Here is a 19,346-nt window from a genome sequence, read left to right as displayed (position 1 = left end):
GCCCCTTCCCAATAAAATAAGCTTTGATTATTCGATTGATAATTGCTGTTTCTCTATATGCATCCCTTGTTTATCCGTAAAAAGAATAATATCTGCCTTCTCTTTCAATGGATGCATAAAATGGCTGTATTGTATTCTTCTTTCCTGATGTGATTTTTGTATATTCTCCAGATTTCGATTTCGTTCCGTAGTATCCCGACTGGAACGACGGGTTAATTCGGTCTGTCCATCCGTATAAAGGTAAATTTGCAAATCTAAATAATCAGGGTTTATAAATGCCACACTCATCCCTTCAAAAATAGTAAGTTTTTTATTTGGATCGATTAATTTACTCGGTAGATAATCTCTATCGATTGTGCTCCATTCCATACCTGCAAGCGTCATTTGTATATCACGTTCCAACGCTTCTGTATAATGAGCCAAAGGATGGCAGGCCGTCATCTTAGCCGTACGGACTTCATTTTGAAAAGTATACGTAATTTGAGTGTCTCTTCGAAGCGCTGAATGGACGATATACGGATCTGTACATATCAAATTTGCATCCTGGCAGAAAACTTGCTTCAATTGGTCTGCAAATGTCGTCTTCCCGGCTCCTCCGTGCCCTGTAATACCGATAATGATATGTTTTTCCTGCCTGTTTATCCATTCCGTCAAATCTTGTATGATATTATTCATCGTTTTCCCTCTCCATCCCTACCTTTATTTTTAGTCATTTCATACATCTCACAGCCAAACACAACGGCTAATTCATTTTCACAATACTACTGATATCCTTCCATTCATATACAAGTAAATCAAGCACGTCATCAGCAATTTGAATATTCTTTTTTTCAATCATTTCTGCACCGAACTGTTCATAGAACAAACGGCTGTCATTTTCCGACAGAACTTCAACTCGGACAGTATAGATAGACTGCTCTACAAAACATGTAAAGCCAGTTAATAATAGCATTTTCCCTATTCCTTGCCCTTGCCAGTTTTCCAGCAAGTAAACGGCTGTAATTTCACCGATACGGGCTGAATCAGCTGATTCCTTTACCGCTATATTCAAGAATCCGCCAATCTGTTCCTCCGTATCTACAGCTACAAATGTAGTGCTTTCATCAGCTTGAATGGTATCTTTCCAATTTTCTACCCTATCTTCCACTGATAATCGTTTTAAAACCCTATCTGCCATAATTCCCCGATAAGTTGTCTGCCAGCTTTCTACACTTACTTTACCAATTGCGCCTGCATCCGTAACATCTGCTTTTCTAATCAAAACCATCCTGCCCCTCCCTTAATCGCTTTACTCATTACTTTTCGCTTGCCGTACAATAGTTAGAAACATTCTAAGTCAGACTCTAATTATAGCAAATATTTTTATTTTTCCGGTAATAAAGTACGTTTAAAGGAGGTGAAACCAAGGAATAGCTTTATACGTATAAATTTATTGAAGAGGTGATGAAATTGAGAACAGGTGAAGGCTGTATGAAATGCGGAAGCCGAAATGCAGATAAAAAGGATGTATCCATGACCGGTTCAGGTTTATCCAAGGTGTTTGATGTGCAGCATAATCGATTTACGGTTGTCTATTGTCAGGATTGCGGTTACTCCGAATTTTACAATACAGAAAGTTCTACAGCGAGCAATGTATTTGATTTATTTTTTGGAGGATAATTTACTCGGAAAACAAGATAAGATAATTAAATTTGATTTCTTTCTAAGTTTTTTGCAGCAGAAAAGAAGCATGGTTCCTTGAGCCATGTTTCTTTTTACGCATAAACGCTTTATCTGCTGTTCTATATAAATATACTGTACAGACGAAAAGCATCTCTTTACATTTACTAATCTCTTTTGATAGAATGATTCTCTGTATGTTTTTAAATACATTATAAAGGAAGCCTATTTATTATGCATTTATCAAAAAAATCTTTTGCAAAAAGATACTATATCGTTTTATTACTCTTGGCAATTTTATTGATTGCAGCCACATTGCGTTCACCAATCACGTCTGTTGGTCCGCTTATTCCACTTTTCCGCGGAGAACTGGAAGCTTCCAATGCCATGATTGGACTGGTAAACACGCTGCCATTACTTGCTTTTGGCTTGTTCTCTCCCTTTGTCCCAAGAATATCTGGCAAACTTGGAATGGAAATAACACTATTGATTGCGATGGTTTTCCTGTCCATCGGTGTATTTATTCGGGCAAATGGCGGAATGGAGTTGTTGCTTTTTGGCACAATTTTAACTGGAATGGCAATCGCAGTTGGAAACATCCTGATGCCAGGGTTGATTAAGTCTACTTTTCCTTATCGCATGGGGCTGATGACTGGGATTTATTCTGTTTCAATGAATGCATTCGGAGCACTTGCCTCTGGTATTTCCGTACCGATTGCTTCCATATCCGGATTCGATTGGCGACATGCGATGCAAATATGGAGCCTCCTATCCGCAGCCGCTGTCGTCGTCTTATTACTGCGGCTGCCTGCCAGACGCTCATCTGGCAAAAAAGTGTTTGTCGACGTCAAAAGCCAGCCATCGAAAGCTATCTTCAAATCAAAGATTGCCTGGGCCGTCACCTTTTTTATGGGACTGCAATCACTGATACCATACAGTTTATTTACGTGGCTTCCGGATATCTTTATTTCGAAAGGGTTTGGGGAAAGTGAAGCCGGATGGTTAATTGCCATTTATCAAATCGGACTGATCCCAACAACATTTATTGCACCAATTATTGCCGGAAGGATGCAGAATCAGCGGCTGCTTGGCTGCAGCGCCGGATTATTATTTTTCTTTGGTTTGTTGGGAACGCTTTTCACTTCATCCCATTTAATTATTGTCTTTCTTGTATTAACAGGTGTTGGTGCCGGGACGGCGTTCAGCTTAGCCATGATGTTCTTTGTCCTGCGTACTAATTCTGCTATGGAATCTGCGCAATTGTCCGGCATGGCCCAATCTGTAGGATATATTGTCGCTTCTACAGGACCGCTTTTCCTTGGAACCATTGCTGACAAAACGGGAGGCTGGACGGTGCCGTTTATTATTTTAATGACTGCAGCTCTGATTATCGCTTTTCTCGGAACCATTGCAGGGAAGAACGAAAAGATTTCCTTTGAATCGAATAAAGAACCCGCAACAAAATAATTTATTGAGTTATTTAAATAGACGCTGCCTCTATCTATGGAGGCAGCGTCTATTTTTCTTACCACCATAAATTTTTTATCAGTATTTCCATTAAAGAAATTTGCCGGGAAGAAAGTCAATACTCTGACAACCTTGCATCCTTATAAAAAACGGGTTATCTAAATAATGACATTCAGATAACCCGTTTATCTCATTCCTCAATTAATATAACGATAATCCATCAGCTGATTCAGCATGTCAATTTCATCCTGCAGCTTAGCTCCGATGTTCGTTTCCCGAACCTTCTTCCGCTCCAGCTCTTTGTCTACGACCCGTCGGACAGATAAAACATCCGCTCCATTTAAAACAACATCCTCTTTTGAATTAAAATGCTGGTGGGCGACGAGCTGCATTCCAAATGAATTATACAATAAAGTATAGCCGGCAATCCCCGTGGTAGATTGATAGGCTTTGGAAAATCCGCCGTCGATGACAATCATTTTCCCGTCTGCTTTGATTGGGTTCTCCCCATCAATTTCCTTTACCGGTGTATGTCCATTAATAATATGCCCTTGTTCCGGATCCAAATCAAATTCTTCCAGTACTTTCTGGCACATTTCTACATTTTCACGCAAATAATAATAAGGATTTTTTTCTTCTTTATGGGATGCCTTATCGGAAATAAAATAACGCTCAAACGTCGTCATTGCCCGTTTTCCAAAGAGAGAGGAATATTCTCCTGTCCATAAATACCAAACCATATCTGTCGCTAAATCATCCGTTGTTTCTTTATCTGCAAAAGAATGACGCAAATAGGTTTCAAATTTATCCAGCAGCTCTCTCCCTTTATATGCTTTTCCTTCAATCACCATCGGTTCCATATCCCCATTTTCATCGACAGGCATACAGCCATGAATCAACAGATTGCCATTATATTTAAGATATAGGTTTCCTTTTTTCATTAAGAAATTCATATGTCTTTTCAGCTTCTCTGATTGTTGTACAGAGAGCAGCAGTTTGTCAATGATTTCTTCCTCTTCCGGCAATAGCTTGGCAGGATCAGCAGGATCCACGGTAGCAAAACATGTATTTTCCAGCGAATACGTTTTTCCATAAACGGTGATTTCCTGCTTCTCGTAATCGGTTTTCTCCAATACAAGTCTTTCTTCCATATTGAAAAAAGGCCGGCGTTTAATAATCGGACTTTCCAATTTAAATTGAATCATAGCAATCGCCTGATGAATCTTGGTAATCTGCAGTCTTTCCTGATCCGAGTTGTTCTGATCTGGATTTTTTTTCGGACGAAATGCCGGATTATCATCGTAATATCTTTCTGCTAACGTAAGTAACGGCCGCAGGTTAATGCCATAAGCATCTTCTATGATATCGAGATTATCGTAGCGGGCACAAATCCGGATAATATTCGCCAAACATACTTTGGAGCCAGCATACGCACCGATCCACAGAACATCATGATTGCCCCATTGTATATCTACCGAATGATGGTCAATCAGTGTATCCATAATTTTATCCGGCTCCGGCCCACGATCATAGATGTCTCCAACCACATGCAGGTGATCAACAACCAGACGCTGCGTTGTATACGATAAGCCGATAATCAGCTTTTCGGCCTGGCCAAGCGAGATGATTTTTTCAATAATTTTTTCATAATAAGGTCTCTTATTTGTATATTCATCTGTTTTATATAATAGCTCTTCCACAATAAAAACAAACTGTTCCGGCAGCGCCTTACGCAGCTTGGAACGCGTATATTTAGAGGACGCATAGGCAATCAGGTGAATCATATGCTGGATTTTTTCTGCATACCATTCTTCCAATGCCTGCTTTGAATTGAATTGATGCCTAATGAGCTTCAGCTTATCTTCTGGATAATAGACAAGCGCTGCAAAATCATTAATGTCTTCCTCTGATAAGGTATCTTTGAAAATATCATTTATCTTCTCTCTTACCTTTCCGGAGCCATTCCGTAAAACATGCTGGAAGGCTTGGTACTCCCCGTGTAAATCACTTACAAAATGCTCTGTTCCCTTCGGCAGATCCATAATCGATTCTAAATTGATAAGCTCGGTAACTACCTTTTCTTCCCTATCAAATTTCTCCGCTAATAAATCAAGGTATTTTGTATCCACCCTCAGAATCTCCCTTCAAATTGTGCCACATTATTTTTAAATAGTATAACACTTTTATGTAAGTATTGCAGTAGTCATACGTTACTGCAATACATTTTCCCTTAAAAAAAGATAGCTCTAAATTGCTTTGGAGACATATCCACATTTTTCTTAAATGTTGTTATAAAATGAGAAGCACTATTAAAACCACATTCCGCTGCAATTTCTTCGATGGATAAATCGGTATGATGCAGCAGCTTTTTCGCATGATTCACCCGATAGTTAATCAAATATTGAATCGGCGAGCTGTCCATCGATTTTTTAAATACTCTTGAAAAATAATATGGACTTAAGTATACATAGCTCGCAATGTCCTCCAGCTTGATATCCTTTTGAAAAGCATCCTCCATATAAGCAATCGCCTGTTTTATTTTATGTTCCATCTGCTGATCGGATGGATTAGAATACTGATTCAGCTCATATAAAATCTGTTGAATATAAATCGAAGCGAGATGCTCCTCCACATTATCTTCTTCCGTCATTTTTATAATTCTCTCCATCAAATTCAGCAAAATATGCTGCTCATAAAGCTTATACACACAGCCATTTTTCGCATAAAGCAGCTCAAAGTATGCTTTGCTAGCATTCCCAGAAAAATGGAACCAGTCAAATACCGTTCTATTTTCAATGGCTCTGTACATATGCGGTTGATGACAATCTAAAAACACAAAGGAATTGCTCTGAACAACAAAAGAGCGCCCGTCATATTGAATTGCCAGCTTCCCCTCTTTGACATAAATAAACAGGAAGCTGTCCAGTGTTTCTCTTCTAATTTGATAATTTGTATTGCAATAAAACCTGCCGGAATTGATCACATAATAAAGTGCTTTTTTTGCAAATTCATTGGTCATTGCAAAATACATTTTCGATGGCTCTACGGTTCCTTTATCTTCAATTTGCATATGCATAGCTCCTTAGATTCAGCATACTTACTACAGCCCACGGCTGTTTGGAAAACTATTTTATAAAGTATATCAAATAAAACACCAAAATACCAAAGAGCAAGATTCTTAAATTTTAAAGCAATATTAACTAATGACTTGTCTAAAAATCTATAATAGTATTCTAGTTAGAAACAGAGTTAATAAAAACTTAACAAAAAGTTACCTAGGAGGTATTTAATATGGATGTAAGAATTGGATTAGTCGGTGCAGGATGGATGGGAAAAGCTCACAGCAACTCATTTGTAAACGCTTTAATGGCTTTCGGGCCTGAATATGGAAAACCTGTATTTGAAGTGGTATCGGACGTAAACGTGGAAGCGGCACAGGCAGCCTGCAATCAGCTTGGGTTCTCAAGATATACCACCGACTGGCAGGATATTGTCACAGATGAAAATGTTGATATAGTTGACATTGCAACGCCAAACGCTTTTCACTACGACATTGCTAAAGCTGCTTTAGAGAATGGAAAACATACTTATTGTGAAAAACCATTAACACTGACAGCAGAACAATCGGTTGAACTAGCAGAGCTTGCCAAAGAAAAAGGTGTCGTTAACTATGTTGGCTATAATAATGTAATGAATCCTGCGAACGCTTATGTTAAAGAACTCGTGGAAGCCGGAAAACTAGGCAAGATTGTTAAATTCACTGGAACATATGACCAGGATGGTTTATTAGATGAATCGCTTCCAATCACCTGGAGACATATCAATAAATTCTCCGGTTCCGGTGCTTTAGGAGATCTTGGCTCTCACTTACTAAGTATATCTCAATATATTTTAGGAGATATGGAAAGTGTCAATGCAATCTCCCAAACCGTTATCAAAGAACGCCCGGCTCAAGCCGGTTCGGAGGAATTACAAGAGGTAGAAAATGAAGATGTTATCTCTTTCTTAACCAATTATGAAAACGGTGCAATTGGAACGATTTCTTCCAGCAGAATTGCTTCCGGCCGTAAAAATCATTTAGCTTATGAAATTCAGGGTACAAAAGGGTCTGTTCACTATACGCTGGAAAGAATGAATGAAGTGAATGTTTACTTCACTTCCGATAATGAGGCAGACCGCGGCTTCCGCACCGTCTTATTAAACCCGGAGCACAAAGGGTACAGCGCATTCCATCCAGCTGCTGGAATCTCCATCAATTACAATGACATGAAAATATTGGAGGCGCATGAATTATTATCTGCTGTAACGAAAAACACACCGTACACATGTGATTTTGAATTCGGGGCGAAAATCGATCAAACCGTAAGTGCTATTTTAAAATCAGCAGAACAGAAAAATTGGGTTCAAGTAAAAAATACAGTTCAAGTATAAAACGAAACTACACTCAGTGGGGGTTTTTCGGACGGTTCTCCGTGATAAAATGAAGCTTCATTCACCAGAAGTCCTATCCCCCACTGAATAACAGTTAAACCAATCGGATCGTTACATTGCGATAACAATATATGCCAGGAGGAGTTACGTATGAACATTAAATTAGGTTCCGCGCCAGATTCATGGGGAGTTTGGTTTTCGGAAAATGATAAACAAACACCGTGGGAGCGCTGCTTAGACGAAATGGCCGACGCCGGCTACAGCGGTCTGGAGCTTGGTCCATGGGGCTATCTGCCGAATGAATACAGCAAATTAAAAGCAGAATTGGACAAGCGTCAATTAGATTTAGTAGCAACCACGCTGGTAGGTGATTTAACATCTGAAACAAGTACGGATGAACTGATCCAGCAGCTGGATAAAATGAGCGAGCTGCAATTGAAATTTCCAACAGCAGAATATGTTGTGCTAATCGATGATTGCTATACGGATTTATTTACCGGAGAGCTTGTCCGCTCACCAGAATTAAATGGTGCAGAATGGAAGCAGTTCGTCAACCATGTAGATAAAATCAAAAATCATGCAAAAAGCAAATATGACTTAGAGGTTGTTTTCCACCCGCATGCGCAAAGCCATATCGAAACAGAAGAACAAATTGAAAGATTGCTGCAGGACAGTGATGTGAAGCTTTGTCTGGACACAGGACATCATGCGTATACAGACGGGGATGCAGTTGCATTTATGCGCAAGCACCACAAACGTATCCCCTACCTGCATATTAAAAGCTGTGATTTGAAAGTAAGAGAAAAAATGCAAAAGGAAAACTGGTCCTTTGCCAAAGCAGTCAGTGAGGATATTATGTGCGAGCCGGAAAAAGGGGTCGTTGATTTTGAAGCCTTTATCGATGTCTTGAAGGATATTGATTTTGATGGATGGGCAGTTGTTGAGCAGGATATGTACCCTGCCCCATTTGATAAGCCTTATCCGATTGCGAAAAGAACGTATGATTATGTAGACGGACTGATTAAGAAAAGGCAGTGACCAAATAGAGAGAAAACAATCTCAGGAAAAAGAGATATCATGAAGAATTACTTCATGGTATCTCTCATTTAATAGCTATTATGGTATTAAAAATGGGAGGAAATAAAATGAGTAAACCAAAAAATAATAACCGCTATATTCTCACCGTCGTGCCGATTATCGCATTAGCAGGATTCTTATTTGGATATGATACAGCAGTTATTTCCGGGGCAGAGCAATCCGTACAAAAATACTTGATTGAGCCGCTGGGTCTAGGTTCCTTCACACATGGTTTTACGGTATCCAGTGCCTTGATCGGTTGCGTGATTGGCGGATTCATTTCTGGATTTCTAGCAAATAAGATCGGCAGAAAAAAGACCTTGATCTTAGCAGCATTACTATTTTCTGTATCCGCTTTCACCAGTGCGTATCCAGAAATTCTGTTTTTCACAAAGGATGATCCGACACTCGGCCTATTATTCATGTTTAACATCTATCGTGTTATCGGGGGAGTTGGCGTTGGAATCGGATCAGCCATTGCGCCAGTTTACATCAGTGAATTAACACCAAAGCAGAGCCGCGGTAAATATGTAGCATTGTATACCCTATCCATCGGAATCGGTGCCCTGATTGTTTATATCGTTAACTTAAATATTGCTTCTGGTCAATCACTTGCTTGGATTGATGACTTTGGCTGGAGATATATGTTTGCTTCGGAGTTAGTACCTGCTCTGCTCTTTTTCATATTACTATTATCCGTACCAGAAACCCCAAGATATCTGGCATTGAAGCAGGAATACGATAAAGCAGCCATTGTACTAGAGAAAGTAAATGGATCAAAGGAAAAAGCACAGGCTATATTAGCAGATATCAAAGAATCCGTCCGCTTTGAATCAGCTAAAAAAATCAGCATCTTTACGTACGGCAAACTTGTCTTGTTTGTCGGGATTATGGTCGCTATCTTTCAGCAGCTGATTGGAATCAATGTTATTCTCTATTATGCACCGCGTATTTTTGCAGAGCTGGGAGCAGAACAATCCGCCTCGATGCTGCAAACGGTAATTGTAGGTATTGTGAACGTAGTCTTTATGGCAACAGCGATTCTTCTAGTAGACAGCATAGGAAGAAAACCGATGCTCATCGGCGGTTCCATACTTTGTGCCTTTAACTTATTTATGGTTGCTATCCTGGCATACTTTGAAGTCTTTGGCATTTCAACATTGATCTTCATGCTGTTATATGTAGCGAGCTTCCAGTTAACCTGGGGTACGGTCACATGGATTGTTGTATCCGAGATATTCCCGAACCGCATTCGCGGACAAGCTGTATCTATCGCAACTGCATTACACTGGATTGCCAACTTAACGATTTCTTCCACGTTCCCGCCAATCCATGATGTATTAGGCGGAATGACATTCTCGATTTACGGTGCATTGAGTGTGCTTGCTGTTATCTTTATTTGGAAGTATGTTCCGGAGACGAAAGGAAAAACATTGGAAGAGTTAGAGCATATTTGGGAAGATAATAGCACTGATAAAAAGGCAGTATTGTAAAAATAGTTAATCAACACAAAAGAAAGCAAACATCTTTAACATGGATGTTTGCTTTCTAAATATATTAATTAGCTAATACAAGTGGAGAAAAGACAATATAGGATGCGACAACAACAACCAGAATCAGAATACCAACCCATCTAACATGCTTCCAAGGAGTGATATCGACTTTGTTTGTATATTTGTCGAATTGGAAATCTTCCTGAGATGGTTTCTTTTGGCTATAGAAATATAGAATAGCTAAATCTACTAAAAACAGGACACTCCAAACATATAGATAATGAATATCCGGAATAACAACTTTAGACAATGCATATACAACAATGTGGAAAATCAATGTAATCTTTGCACCGGTTGCAGATGTTTTTTTAGAATAAAAGCCGACTAGAATAATTGCTAAAAGCGGCATACTATACAACCCGTTAAACTCTTGGATAACTGCATATAATCCTTGCGGGAATAAAGAGATTAATGGTGCAACAAGAACAACAATAACACCAATGACAATCGTTAAAACTCTTCCTGCTTTTGCGATTTGACGGTTTGTTGCTTGTTTATTAATTACCGGTTTATAAAAGTCTAAGCTGAACAAAGTAACCGTTGCACTTAACGATCCAACGAAAGAACTCATAATTGCTCCAAACACTACTGCCCCAAACAGACCGGCAGCCCAGTTTGGTAACACTTCTGCTACTAATGCAGGGTAAGCAAGATCCATCTGCATGCCATCACCAAACATATTGTAGGCGATAACACCAGGAATAACTAAGAAAAACATGCCGGAAATTTTAAAGAACCCGACAATCATAGCGCCTTTTTGCGCTTCTTTTAAGCTTTTCGCTGCTAGTGCTTTTTGAACAATCATTTGGTTTGTACACCAGAAATACAAGTTATTGAACAACATTCCTAAAAATAATGTTGGCCACGGTACAATTGGCGAGTCCAGTGCACCCCAAGCATTTAATTTTTCTGGATGGCTTGTTAAAAAGTTATCCAGACCAGCGAAGAAGCTATTTTCACCAAGTGCGATGATGCCTAACACCGTAATGGTCAGACCGCCAAGAAGTAAGCCGATGCCATATAGTGAATCACTATGAGCAATCAGGGAGAGTCCGCCGACAAATAAATAGGTTACCCCAACTAAACCAATAACTGTTGAGATAATAATCACAGCTGTTATTCTGCTGACTCCCAAGTGCTGCTCAATTCCAAATAAATCATTAAAAATCAAAGCTCCAGAGTATAAAACCACGGGCATAAAGCTGACAATGTAAGTAAATATAAACAAAATAGATACAATTCTTTTGGTAAATGTATCATACCGAATTTCAATAAAGTCAGAAATTGTATTGACACCATATTTGAAATATTTTGGTAAAAATACCCACGCTAACATAACGATAGCAACGGAGGCAGTTACTTCCCAAGCCATCACTTCCATACCAGCTACATAGGCTTGACCATTTTGTCCTACCAGCTGTTCTGTCGATAGGTTAGTCATAATGATGGTCATCCCAACCGTTGTTCCGACAAGGGAACGCCCGCCTAAAAAGTAACCCTCTGAATCTTTTTTATCGATACTTCTTGTACGATAAAAAGCATAGAGATAAATCAATACCAACACAGCAACAAAACTGATAATACTAAATAAATTCATTTTATTCTCCCCCTAAAATGATATGCATGGTCCTTTAATAGTGAATATCCACCAATTTATTCCCGTCAAATGATTCTTGGCATGCTAACGCTACCTCTGTTCCGCGTAACCCATCAAGAGCAGTTACTTCAGGCTGCTGATTTTCACGAATGCAGCGGACAAAGTCCTTTAATTCATTTACATACGCTTCTGCAAATCGTTCAGGAAAATGCTGCGAGGATGGGCGGATTGCACCATGCTCATTAAATACAGCTACTTTATTTTTTTCAGGAGATGCAGCAATCCGCAGCATGCCTTTGGTTCCAATAATTTCTGTTTCTACATGGTAACCATGGGAAGCTGTACGGCCAGCCACCAGCAAAGCGGTTACATCATTGTCCAATTTCATAGTAACTGTTCCTAATTCCAATTCATTCAGCTCATTCAATTCCGGCGCAGCTTTATTCGTTCCTGTTGCCCAAACAGTCGAAATTTCTGATTTGGTCAGCCATCTGATCACATCAATATCATGGACGCTCATATCCAGGAACAGCCCGCCGCTTGGACTCTTCTTAGCAAAGTTGACAAAGCTGTCTAACCCTTGGATTGGATCAATACTATAGGAACGAATTAACGAAATATCTCCAATTTGTCCGCTATCTATCATTTCTTTCGCATATAGATAATCTTCATCAAATCTTCTCATAAATCCTAAGTGAAAAATGCGGTCACTTTTCTCAATTTCATCTATCGTTTGCTTGATATCTTCTACTTCTAAACCAATTGGCTTTTCACAAAAAATATGCAAATTCTTCTTCAATGCTAAACGAATATGCTCTGTATGGAATCCAGAAGGTGTAACAATGCAAACAGCATCTAACTCCGTTTGTTCCAGCATTTCCTCATAATTTGTGTAAACATTTGGGACTTTATATTTTTCCTTTACCTGTTTATTTACTTCCTCATCTAAATTAGAAACCGCTGTCAATTCGACTCCTTTTAGATTATAGATATTTTCTGCATGAATCAGTCCTAGTCTTCCTAATCCTGCAACACCAATTTTAAGCGTTTTCATTTGAAATTCTCCTTTGTTAAACTTATAGATATGTTCACTTACGTTGTTACTATGTTATATACTATTATAAAAATTAATATTTAGTCAAGTTTCTATCAATTTATGATTAATTTATTGTTATCTTTTGTAATCAATTGATTAGTATCTGCATGTTTAAATTCGCTGGACACCTCTTTTTTTCATAAAAAAATCCTGTAATGGCATATACCAATTACAGGATAATCTTTTTCTATGATTTATTTTTTTAAATGAAGCTCTGCTAATTCCTGCGCCATATCACAAATCATTTGAGCATTTGTCACATGATCCATCGCATGAATGACATAAATATTGATATCTGTCTGCTGCTCACGGCTGTTCAGTTGCAAAAGCTCCGTCTGTTTTTTATGAGCAGCTATCAAATGCTTTTTAGCATCAGCGATGCCTGCTTCATATCCTTTTATATCTTGTTCTTTTGCAAGACCTAATGCCTGATAAGCTAACGTTTTTGCTTGAGAAGCTTCTGTAATCAAAGGCATAAATACTTCTATATCGATCGCCATTGTTACGCCTCTCTTATCTGTTCAAAAATGCTGTAAACATTCATGCTGTTATAGTCTTTCACTGAAATTTTAGCGACTTTTGCATTTGTTGATGCTTCGTAATTCTCAGCGCTATGATGAATTTGGGGCCCTAATAATACAACATCTATATTATGCTCTTTCACGTAATCCAAGCCTTCTTCCAGACTTTTAGATTGAATATCGATACCTTGCCCTTTTTCTTGCGCAAGTTCATTTAATTTTTTTACTAATAAACTGGTTGTGATCCCTGCTTCACATACTACAATCACTTTTTCCATCCGTTACACCTCTTTTTTAGTTATATTCGTCACACTGATTCGTGCAATTAAAATATGGAAATAGAAATTTCTTGATGATTGTGCACCCTTTCACAGTGTGAAGTTTTATTTTATATTAAAGAGTTTACCCTAAGAATGCAATTTTTCTGCATACAATCATTTTTTATGAAGAGTATTACAAAATCAATTTGGATAAATTACTTCATATTGATTTTGTTCACTATGTGTTATATATGCTTTCGGAGGTTCCTGATCCGTTATTAAATAATCAATGTCATCAAAATTACAATAGGTAGTCAATGCATACTTATCAAATTTTGTATGGTCTACAAGAATAAATACTTGCTCACTTTTTTGGATTACTTTTGCCTTTACTTGTGTTTCTAAAGGAGATGAATTCGTTATTCCTTTATCCAGTGAAAGTCCTGTCGAAGCCATAAAAGCTTTATTAAAATTATATTTTTGGATTACTTCTGCGCTTTCTGTTCCGACGTAAGATCTTGTAGAACGCTCGAAAACCCCGCCTGTTGAATAAATGTTTAAATTGGGATAAGCACTGGCATCCAATGTGAAATCGAGATTGTTGGTCACAATAGTAATATTTTTATACTTGATAAAATCAAGCAATTCTACGGTAGTGGTTCCTGAATCAAGAAATATAATATCCCCATCCTCAATAAATTCCGCTGCTAATTTTGCAAGCTTTTGTTTTTCATGGAATTGCTTAACTTTCCGGTCTTGATACGGAACGGTCAGCGGTTTTGAAATAGACACCCCGCCGTAAACCTTCACCAATTGTTCTTCATCTACAAGCTCCTGAATGTCCCGTCGGATTGTATTTTTAGAAACCCCAAATCGATCTACAAGTTCATCAAGTGATACAGATTCTTTTTCTTTCACATATTCAAGTATTGCAGTTACCCGCTGCGCTTTCATCATATAGCATTCTCCTTCTAAGAATTTATTACTGCCGACCTTCCCCCACTGTCCCCCGAATCACTAATCTCGGAGCTAATACGATTCGCTGCTTCACTTTTTCCGTTCCATTTATTTCCTCTACTAAGAGCTGAACAATTTTTTCAGCCATCTCCTCCGTCGGTTGTGCAACAGTTGTTAACTGAGGGTAGCACATTTGAGCCAGAATAGAATTATCAAAACCAACAATAGATACATCATCAGGAATCATCAGACCTGCTTCCCGAACTCCTTGCATGGCACCAATTGCCAAAGGTTCTGTAGATGCAAAAATTGCCGTTGGCGGCTCTTGCATGTTAACCAGCTTCCCAGCTGACTGCGAAGCATCCATAAAGCTGGAATTATCTATTGAAATAAGTGATTTGCTCGCTTCCATTTGCTCATCCTCCAACGCCTGCTTATACCCGTCTACCCTTGCCTTTACAGATGAAAAATACATATCCTCTGTTATCATCGCAATCCGCTGATGACCTTTTTTTATTAAATAAGAGGTTGCTTCATAAGCTCCTAAATAATCATTTACTAAAACTGTATTCAAAGGCAGCGAAGGAACTTCCCGGGATAAAAGCGCAATAGGAATATTACTGTTTTTCAACTCCTGTAACGCCTTCGCATTTTTCAAGCCGGTCGCAATAATAATACCATCTACATATTTTTTACGAAGAATAGCAATATACTCTTTTTCTTTAACAAGATTATTATCTGTACTGCAAACAATTAAGCTGAACCCATATTTGCGTCCATTATCTTCAATTTTCCTGGCAATTTCTGCAGAAAAAGGATCAGCGATAGATGGAATTAATAATCCAATTGTTTGCAGCCTTTTCTGCAATGCAGGTGCAGCAATTGGCTGATAACTTAGCTTCTGCATACTTGCCTCTACTTTTTTCTTCGTTTTATCTGCAATACTGCCCGTGCCGTTCATTACTTTAGAAACGGTGGAAATAGAAACTCCAGCCTCTTTAGCTACATCATAAATTGTCGGTCGCTTCTCTTTCAAGAACATTTCCCTACTTTCTTATCATGTATCGTTTTCTTATCATTAAGTAACTTTAATTCTACAGTAAACAACCTGAGTACGCCATAGATGTAAAACGGTTCTTATTTCACTATTCTTTAAAATCATTAGAAAACTTGGTTGTCACCAGGCCTTTAGGTGACAACCTTAGTTACACTTATGCAGTAAGAAAGTTTATACTTTCTTACCTGCTAAAAAAGCCTGATATAGTCGCAAACTACACCAAGCTTTTTTTTCCATTCTATCTTGTTTCCCTACACAGCTTTGTTCTGCTGCGAGTTCGCCTGTTTATCTTCCCAATACTTTTCAATTTCTTCTAATGTTTTCCCTTTTGTCTCAGGGACAAGCTTTAGAACAAACAATAGCGCGAGTACACACATAATGCCATAGAAAGTATAAGCAAATCCTGCCCCAAATTCTAATAAAGACGGGAACGTAGAAGATATCAACAGATTCGAACCCCAGTTTGCCACAACAGTGATTGCCATAATCTGGCCTCTTACCTTATTAGGGAACAGTTCTGAGGCTAATACCCACATCAACGGACCAAATGATAGATTATAGAATGCCACAAAAATCAAGATAAAGATAAGTGCGCCAATCCCCATTTGATCAAGATATGCTAGTGCAGCAACACCAAACATTCCTACAGCCATACCAACGGAACCTACAATCATTAATAATCTTCTTCCAACTCTGTCAACTAACAGCATTGCAATTAATACAAAGATAAAGTTAACAATTCCGATGATTACCGTTTGAAACATCGATCCATCTGAACTCGCACCCATTTCCGCAAAAATTCTTGGAGCATAATATAAGATAACATTGATGCCTACAAATTGTTGAAATGCAGCTAATAAAATACCAACAATGACAACTAATTTCCCATAAGAAAACACTCGAACATTTTTTACATCAACGGTTTGTTTGATTTCTTGATAAATTGCGTTTGCCTTTTCCTTCGAGTTATTCACTTTTTCAAGTATTGTCAGTGCTTCTTGATCTTTATTTTTAGAGATTAAATACCTTGGTGTTTCCGGAACAAGGAATAACAATCCAAAGAATAACAGGGCTGGTATTGCTTCTGAAGCAAACATATACCTCCAGCCTACATCATGAATCCAGCTTAATTCCTGCCCCGCTGCGATTCTCCAGTTAACAAAATACACAAAAGACATCCCGAATATAATCGCTAAATTATTTAATGTTACCAATTTCCCTCTAATATTCGCGGGAGATGTTTCACTAATGTATAAAGGTCCAAGTCCCGACGCTAAACCTACGCCGATTCCACCGATAATACGATAAAAATTAAACATAATGAAAAGTCCCATTGTCTGGTTATCTTTCGTAAAGAATAGAAATTCAGGATAAGCCGATAACAGAGCAGAAACGAAGAATAATACAGCAGCTACTAACAGGGAGTTTTTGCGTCCAATTCTGTTAGAAAGAAATCCGCTGATTAACCCTCCGACAATACAACCAATTAACGCACTGGAAACGGTTAATCCATGTGCGAATGTCCCTAGGCCGAGACTCTCCATAAAATACACTTGCAAGGATTGCTCAGCTCCAGAAATAACAGCTGTGTCATAACCAAACAATAATCCTCCTAAAGCGGCAATCAATGTTAATGTAACAATATATCTTGTATTTTTCTTCATGTATTTACCCCTCTTCCCCTTTTTAAATACCTTCCCGGAAAGCGTTGTCATTCATATGAAGGAAACAGCGCCTTAAAAGCGCTGAAACCTCAGTATTTCTCCCATTCTTTTAACTGTTTTAATGACGCACGATAATATGCTGTAATAACACCTAAGTAGTCTCCTTCTTTCACAGGAGTAAAAGGATTAGGTCCGGCAGCTGTCATTTCCATAATCACAGGACCTGTATAACCGATTTCTCCTAAAACAGCTACCTGTTCTTTTAAATTTGCATGTCCATTACCAATAGCTTGTCTATTGGAGTCAGCAATATGATAAACGCCCAAATTTTCTCCGGCATCCTTCAACGCTTGAACAGATGAGCTTTCTTCAATATTCATATGATAAGCATCTAATAAAATAGTAAGATATTTACTTTGAACCTCATCTATCAATTTTTTTGCTTCTTTTGACGTGACTATTTGATGATTTTCATAACGATTAAGCACCTCATAAACAATAGGCATTTCGAGTTCTTCTGCTTTTTCTACTATTTGCTTTGTACTTTTCACAAGCAATTCCCAGTCTTTATCCGAGTTACCTGAACCTGTTATTTTCCCAACTTCACCATGAAGACAAATTCTACCTGATCCCAGCTCTTTAGCCCAGATTAATAATTCCAGAAAGTAATTAACAGCATCCACTCTGACTTTTTCATCAATACTTGAAATATCAACATTATCCGGTGTCACAGATAAAGCCTTTAAGTTATATTCTTTCAGTAATTCTTTTATTTCCGCAGGGTCATCCTCTAAGTTTCCTTGCACTTCAACACCATCTACACCAATCTCTTCCGCAAGCTTTATCTTTCTCTGTGTATCTACATCTCCAAATGTCCATAAGCATAGCCCATATTCTCTCATTACATTGCTTCCTCCTTTAACTGTAATGAAATAACATCTTCTACTTTTACAGGAAGTCCTGTTTTCACAGACTCAATACTTGCCAGCGCCAAATACAATGCCCATTCTGCATTTTCAATAGATACTTTTGGCGTTACTTCTTCATTTTGTACCGCTTTCACAAAATGCTTTAATTCATCAACATATGCATCAAATAAAAGATCCTGATCATATCTGGTAGTTTGGTAGCTTGCTCCAGCTGTATTAAATTTTTGCATGCTGGATGTTTTGATATCTCCTAACGTAATCATTCCTTCCGAACCAAATACTTCCGCACGTACATCGTATCCATATTTAGCCTGAAAGCTGGCATCCGCTACCGCAATACATCCATTATCAAACGTTATCGTCACCACAGAAGTATCCAATAATCCGTTTTCCTTCAAATCCGGCCGGATAAGCGCATCTGCTTTCGCATATACCTCTACCGGTTTCGCTCCTGGATTTAAGTACATCAACGTATCAAAATCATGAATCAATGTTTCTAAAAATATCGTCCATTCCGGTTTCTTTTCTGGACCAGAAAGCTCTGGATCTCTCGTATTTGAACGAAGCAGCTGTACGTCCCCTAGCTGTCCATCAACAATTTCTTGATGCGCTTGTTCAAAACCCTTTTCAAAACGACGATTAAAACCAACTTGGACCGGTACAGGATTTTTCTTTGCAGCTTTTTTGATCGCTTTCATCTCTTCTATCGAAACTGCCATTGGCTTTTCACAGAAAACGGGCTTTCCATGTTCAATCGCTTGAATAACATTTTCCGAATGTGTTCTTGCTGGAGAAACTATCACAATGGCATCTACTTCAGAATCTTGAATTAAATCTAACGGATTTGTATAAATTTTAGCTTCTTCTCCAATATGTTGTAATACGTTTTCAGCAGATTGTGGAAATGGGTCTGCAATCGCATACAATTTCGCCCCAGGAATACGCTGCGCAATTGTTTGGCCATGAAACGCCCCCATTCTTCCAGCACCTATCAATCCTATATTTAATGTTTTCATAAAAATTCACCCCTTCTTTAGGAAAGTGTTTTCCTTATGACGATGATTATAAACAGGCTTTC

General features: G+C 38.4%; 18 protein-coding genes. 5 read left to right on the top strand and 13 right to left on the bottom strand.

What is annotated here, in order from left to right:
- Window positions 1–27 precede the first annotated feature (27 nt).
- Together ACFO3P_RS03045 and ACFO3P_RS03040 are read right to left on the bottom strand one after the other, a co-directional pair.
- Window positions 28–675, bottom strand: coding sequence for a uridine kinase family protein (locus ACFO3P_RS03045; protein WP_042531796.1), 648 nt, complete (start codon window positions 673–675; stop codon window positions 28–30).
- Between the two features lie 67 nt (window positions 676–742).
- Entirely contained in the window at window positions 743–1,267 is a 525-nt protein-coding gene (locus ACFO3P_RS03040) for a GNAT family N-acetyltransferase (protein WP_042531794.1), read from the bottom strand.
- A gap of 203 nt (window positions 1,268–1,470) precedes the next feature.
- On the opposite strand from ACFO3P_RS03040, the gene ACFO3P_RS03035 reads away from it, so the two are divergent.
- Entirely contained in the window at window positions 1,471–1,659 is a 189-nt protein-coding gene (locus ACFO3P_RS03035; protein WP_379542154.1) for a zinc ribbon domain-containing protein, read from the top strand.
- Between the two features lie 234 nt (window positions 1,660–1,893).
- Complete coding sequence (locus ACFO3P_RS03030) at window positions 1,894–3,126, top strand: CynX/NimT family MFS transporter (RefSeq protein ID WP_042531789.1); 1,233 nt, start codon at window positions 1,894–1,896, stop codon at window positions 3,124–3,126.
- Window positions 3,127–3,323: 197 nt separating this feature from the next.
- On the opposite strand, the gene ACFO3P_RS03025 is transcribed toward ACFO3P_RS03030, so the two are convergent.
- The gene (locus ACFO3P_RS03025; protein WP_042531788.1) at window positions 3,324–5,255 is read right to left on the bottom strand and encodes a fructose-bisphosphatase class III; all 1,932 of its coding nucleotides are present in this window, start codon (window positions 5,253–5,255) and stop codon (window positions 3,324–3,326) included.
- Window positions 5,256–5,356: 101 nt separating this feature from the next.
- Window positions 5,357–6,196, bottom strand: coding sequence for an AraC family transcriptional regulator (locus ACFO3P_RS03020; RefSeq protein WP_042531786.1), 840 nt, complete (start codon window positions 6,194–6,196; stop codon window positions 5,357–5,359).
- Window positions 6,197–6,417: 221 nt separating this feature from the next.
- On the opposite strand from ACFO3P_RS03020, the gene ACFO3P_RS03015 reads away from it, so the two are divergent.
- The 3 genes from ACFO3P_RS03015 (at window position 6,418) to ACFO3P_RS03005 (ending at window position 10,127) form a co-directional block, all read left to right on the top strand.
- Window positions 6,418–7,557 (top strand): Gfo/Idh/MocA family protein, encoded by a 1,140-nt coding sequence (locus ACFO3P_RS03015; RefSeq protein WP_042531784.1) that lies wholly within the window; start codon window positions 6,418–6,420, stop codon window positions 7,555–7,557.
- Window positions 7,558–7,707: 150 nt separating this feature from the next.
- Entirely contained in the window at window positions 7,708–8,595 is an 888-nt protein-coding gene (locus ACFO3P_RS03010) for a sugar phosphate isomerase/epimerase family protein (protein WP_042531781.1), read from the top strand.
- A 107-nt stretch (window positions 8,596–8,702) separates the two neighbouring features.
- Complete coding sequence (locus tag ACFO3P_RS03005) at window positions 8,703–10,127, top strand: sugar porter family MFS transporter (RefSeq protein WP_042531779.1); 1,425 nt, start codon at window positions 8,703–8,705, stop codon at window positions 10,125–10,127.
- A 64-nt stretch (window positions 10,128–10,191) separates the two neighbouring features.
- Here ACFO3P_RS03005 and ACFO3P_RS03000 read toward each other — a convergent pair whose 3' ends face one another.
- The 9 genes from ACFO3P_RS03000 to ACFO3P_RS02960 form a co-directional block, all read right to left on the bottom strand.
- Window positions 10,192–11,784 carry a solute:sodium symporter family transporter gene (locus ACFO3P_RS03000; RefSeq protein ID WP_042531777.1) on the bottom strand — a complete coding sequence of 531 codons (1,593 nt, stop codon included), beginning with the start codon at window positions 11,782–11,784 and terminating at the stop codon, window positions 10,192–10,194.
- A gap of 34 nt (window positions 11,785–11,818) precedes the next feature.
- Complete coding sequence (locus ACFO3P_RS02995) at window positions 11,819–12,838, bottom strand: Gfo/Idh/MocA family oxidoreductase (protein WP_042531775.1); 1,020 nt, start codon at window positions 12,836–12,838, stop codon at window positions 11,819–11,821.
- Window positions 12,839–13,074: 236 nt separating this feature from the next.
- Entirely contained in the window at window positions 13,075–13,380 is a 306-nt protein-coding gene (locus ACFO3P_RS02990; protein ID WP_193062877.1) for a PTS sugar transporter subunit IIA, read from the bottom strand.
- Window positions 13,381–13,382: 2 nt separating this feature from the next.
- Window positions 13,383–13,679, bottom strand: coding sequence for a PTS sugar transporter subunit IIB (locus ACFO3P_RS02985; protein ID WP_193062876.1), 297 nt, complete (start codon window positions 13,677–13,679; stop codon window positions 13,383–13,385).
- Between the two features lie 183 nt (window positions 13,680–13,862).
- A complete protein-coding gene (locus tag ACFO3P_RS02980) occupies window positions 13,863–14,618 on the bottom strand; it encodes a DeoR/GlpR family DNA-binding transcription regulator (protein WP_193062874.1) in 756 nt (251 codons plus the stop codon).
- 25 nt (window positions 14,619–14,643) lie between these two features.
- Complete coding sequence (locus tag ACFO3P_RS02975) at window positions 14,644–15,654, bottom strand: LacI family DNA-binding transcriptional regulator (RefSeq protein WP_226894752.1); 1,011 nt, start codon at window positions 15,652–15,654, stop codon at window positions 14,644–14,646.
- Between the two features lie 272 nt (window positions 15,655–15,926).
- A complete protein-coding gene (xylE, locus tag ACFO3P_RS02970) occupies window positions 15,927–17,339 on the bottom strand; it encodes a D-xylose transporter XylE (RefSeq protein WP_042531766.1) in 1,413 nt (470 codons plus the stop codon).
- Between the two features lie 89 nt (window positions 17,340–17,428).
- A complete protein-coding gene (locus ACFO3P_RS02965; protein ID WP_193062870.1) occupies window positions 17,429–18,241 on the bottom strand; it encodes a sugar phosphate isomerase/epimerase family protein in 813 nt (270 codons plus the stop codon).
- Entirely contained in the window at window positions 18,241–19,284 is a 1,044-nt protein-coding gene (locus tag ACFO3P_RS02960) for a Gfo/Idh/MocA family oxidoreductase (RefSeq protein WP_042531762.1), read from the bottom strand. The genes ACFO3P_RS02965 and ACFO3P_RS02960 overlap by 1 nt, the downstream gene beginning before the upstream one ends.
- Between the last annotated feature and the right edge of the window lie 62 nt (window positions 19,285–19,346).

The sequence above is a fragment of the Oceanobacillus aidingensis genome, assembly GCF_042654105.1.
In the GTDB taxonomy this organism is placed as follows: Bacteria; Bacillota; Bacilli; order Bacillales; family Amphibacillaceae; genus Oceanobacillus; species Oceanobacillus oncorhynchi.
This window is presented reverse-complemented; position numbering and strand designations above follow the sequence as displayed.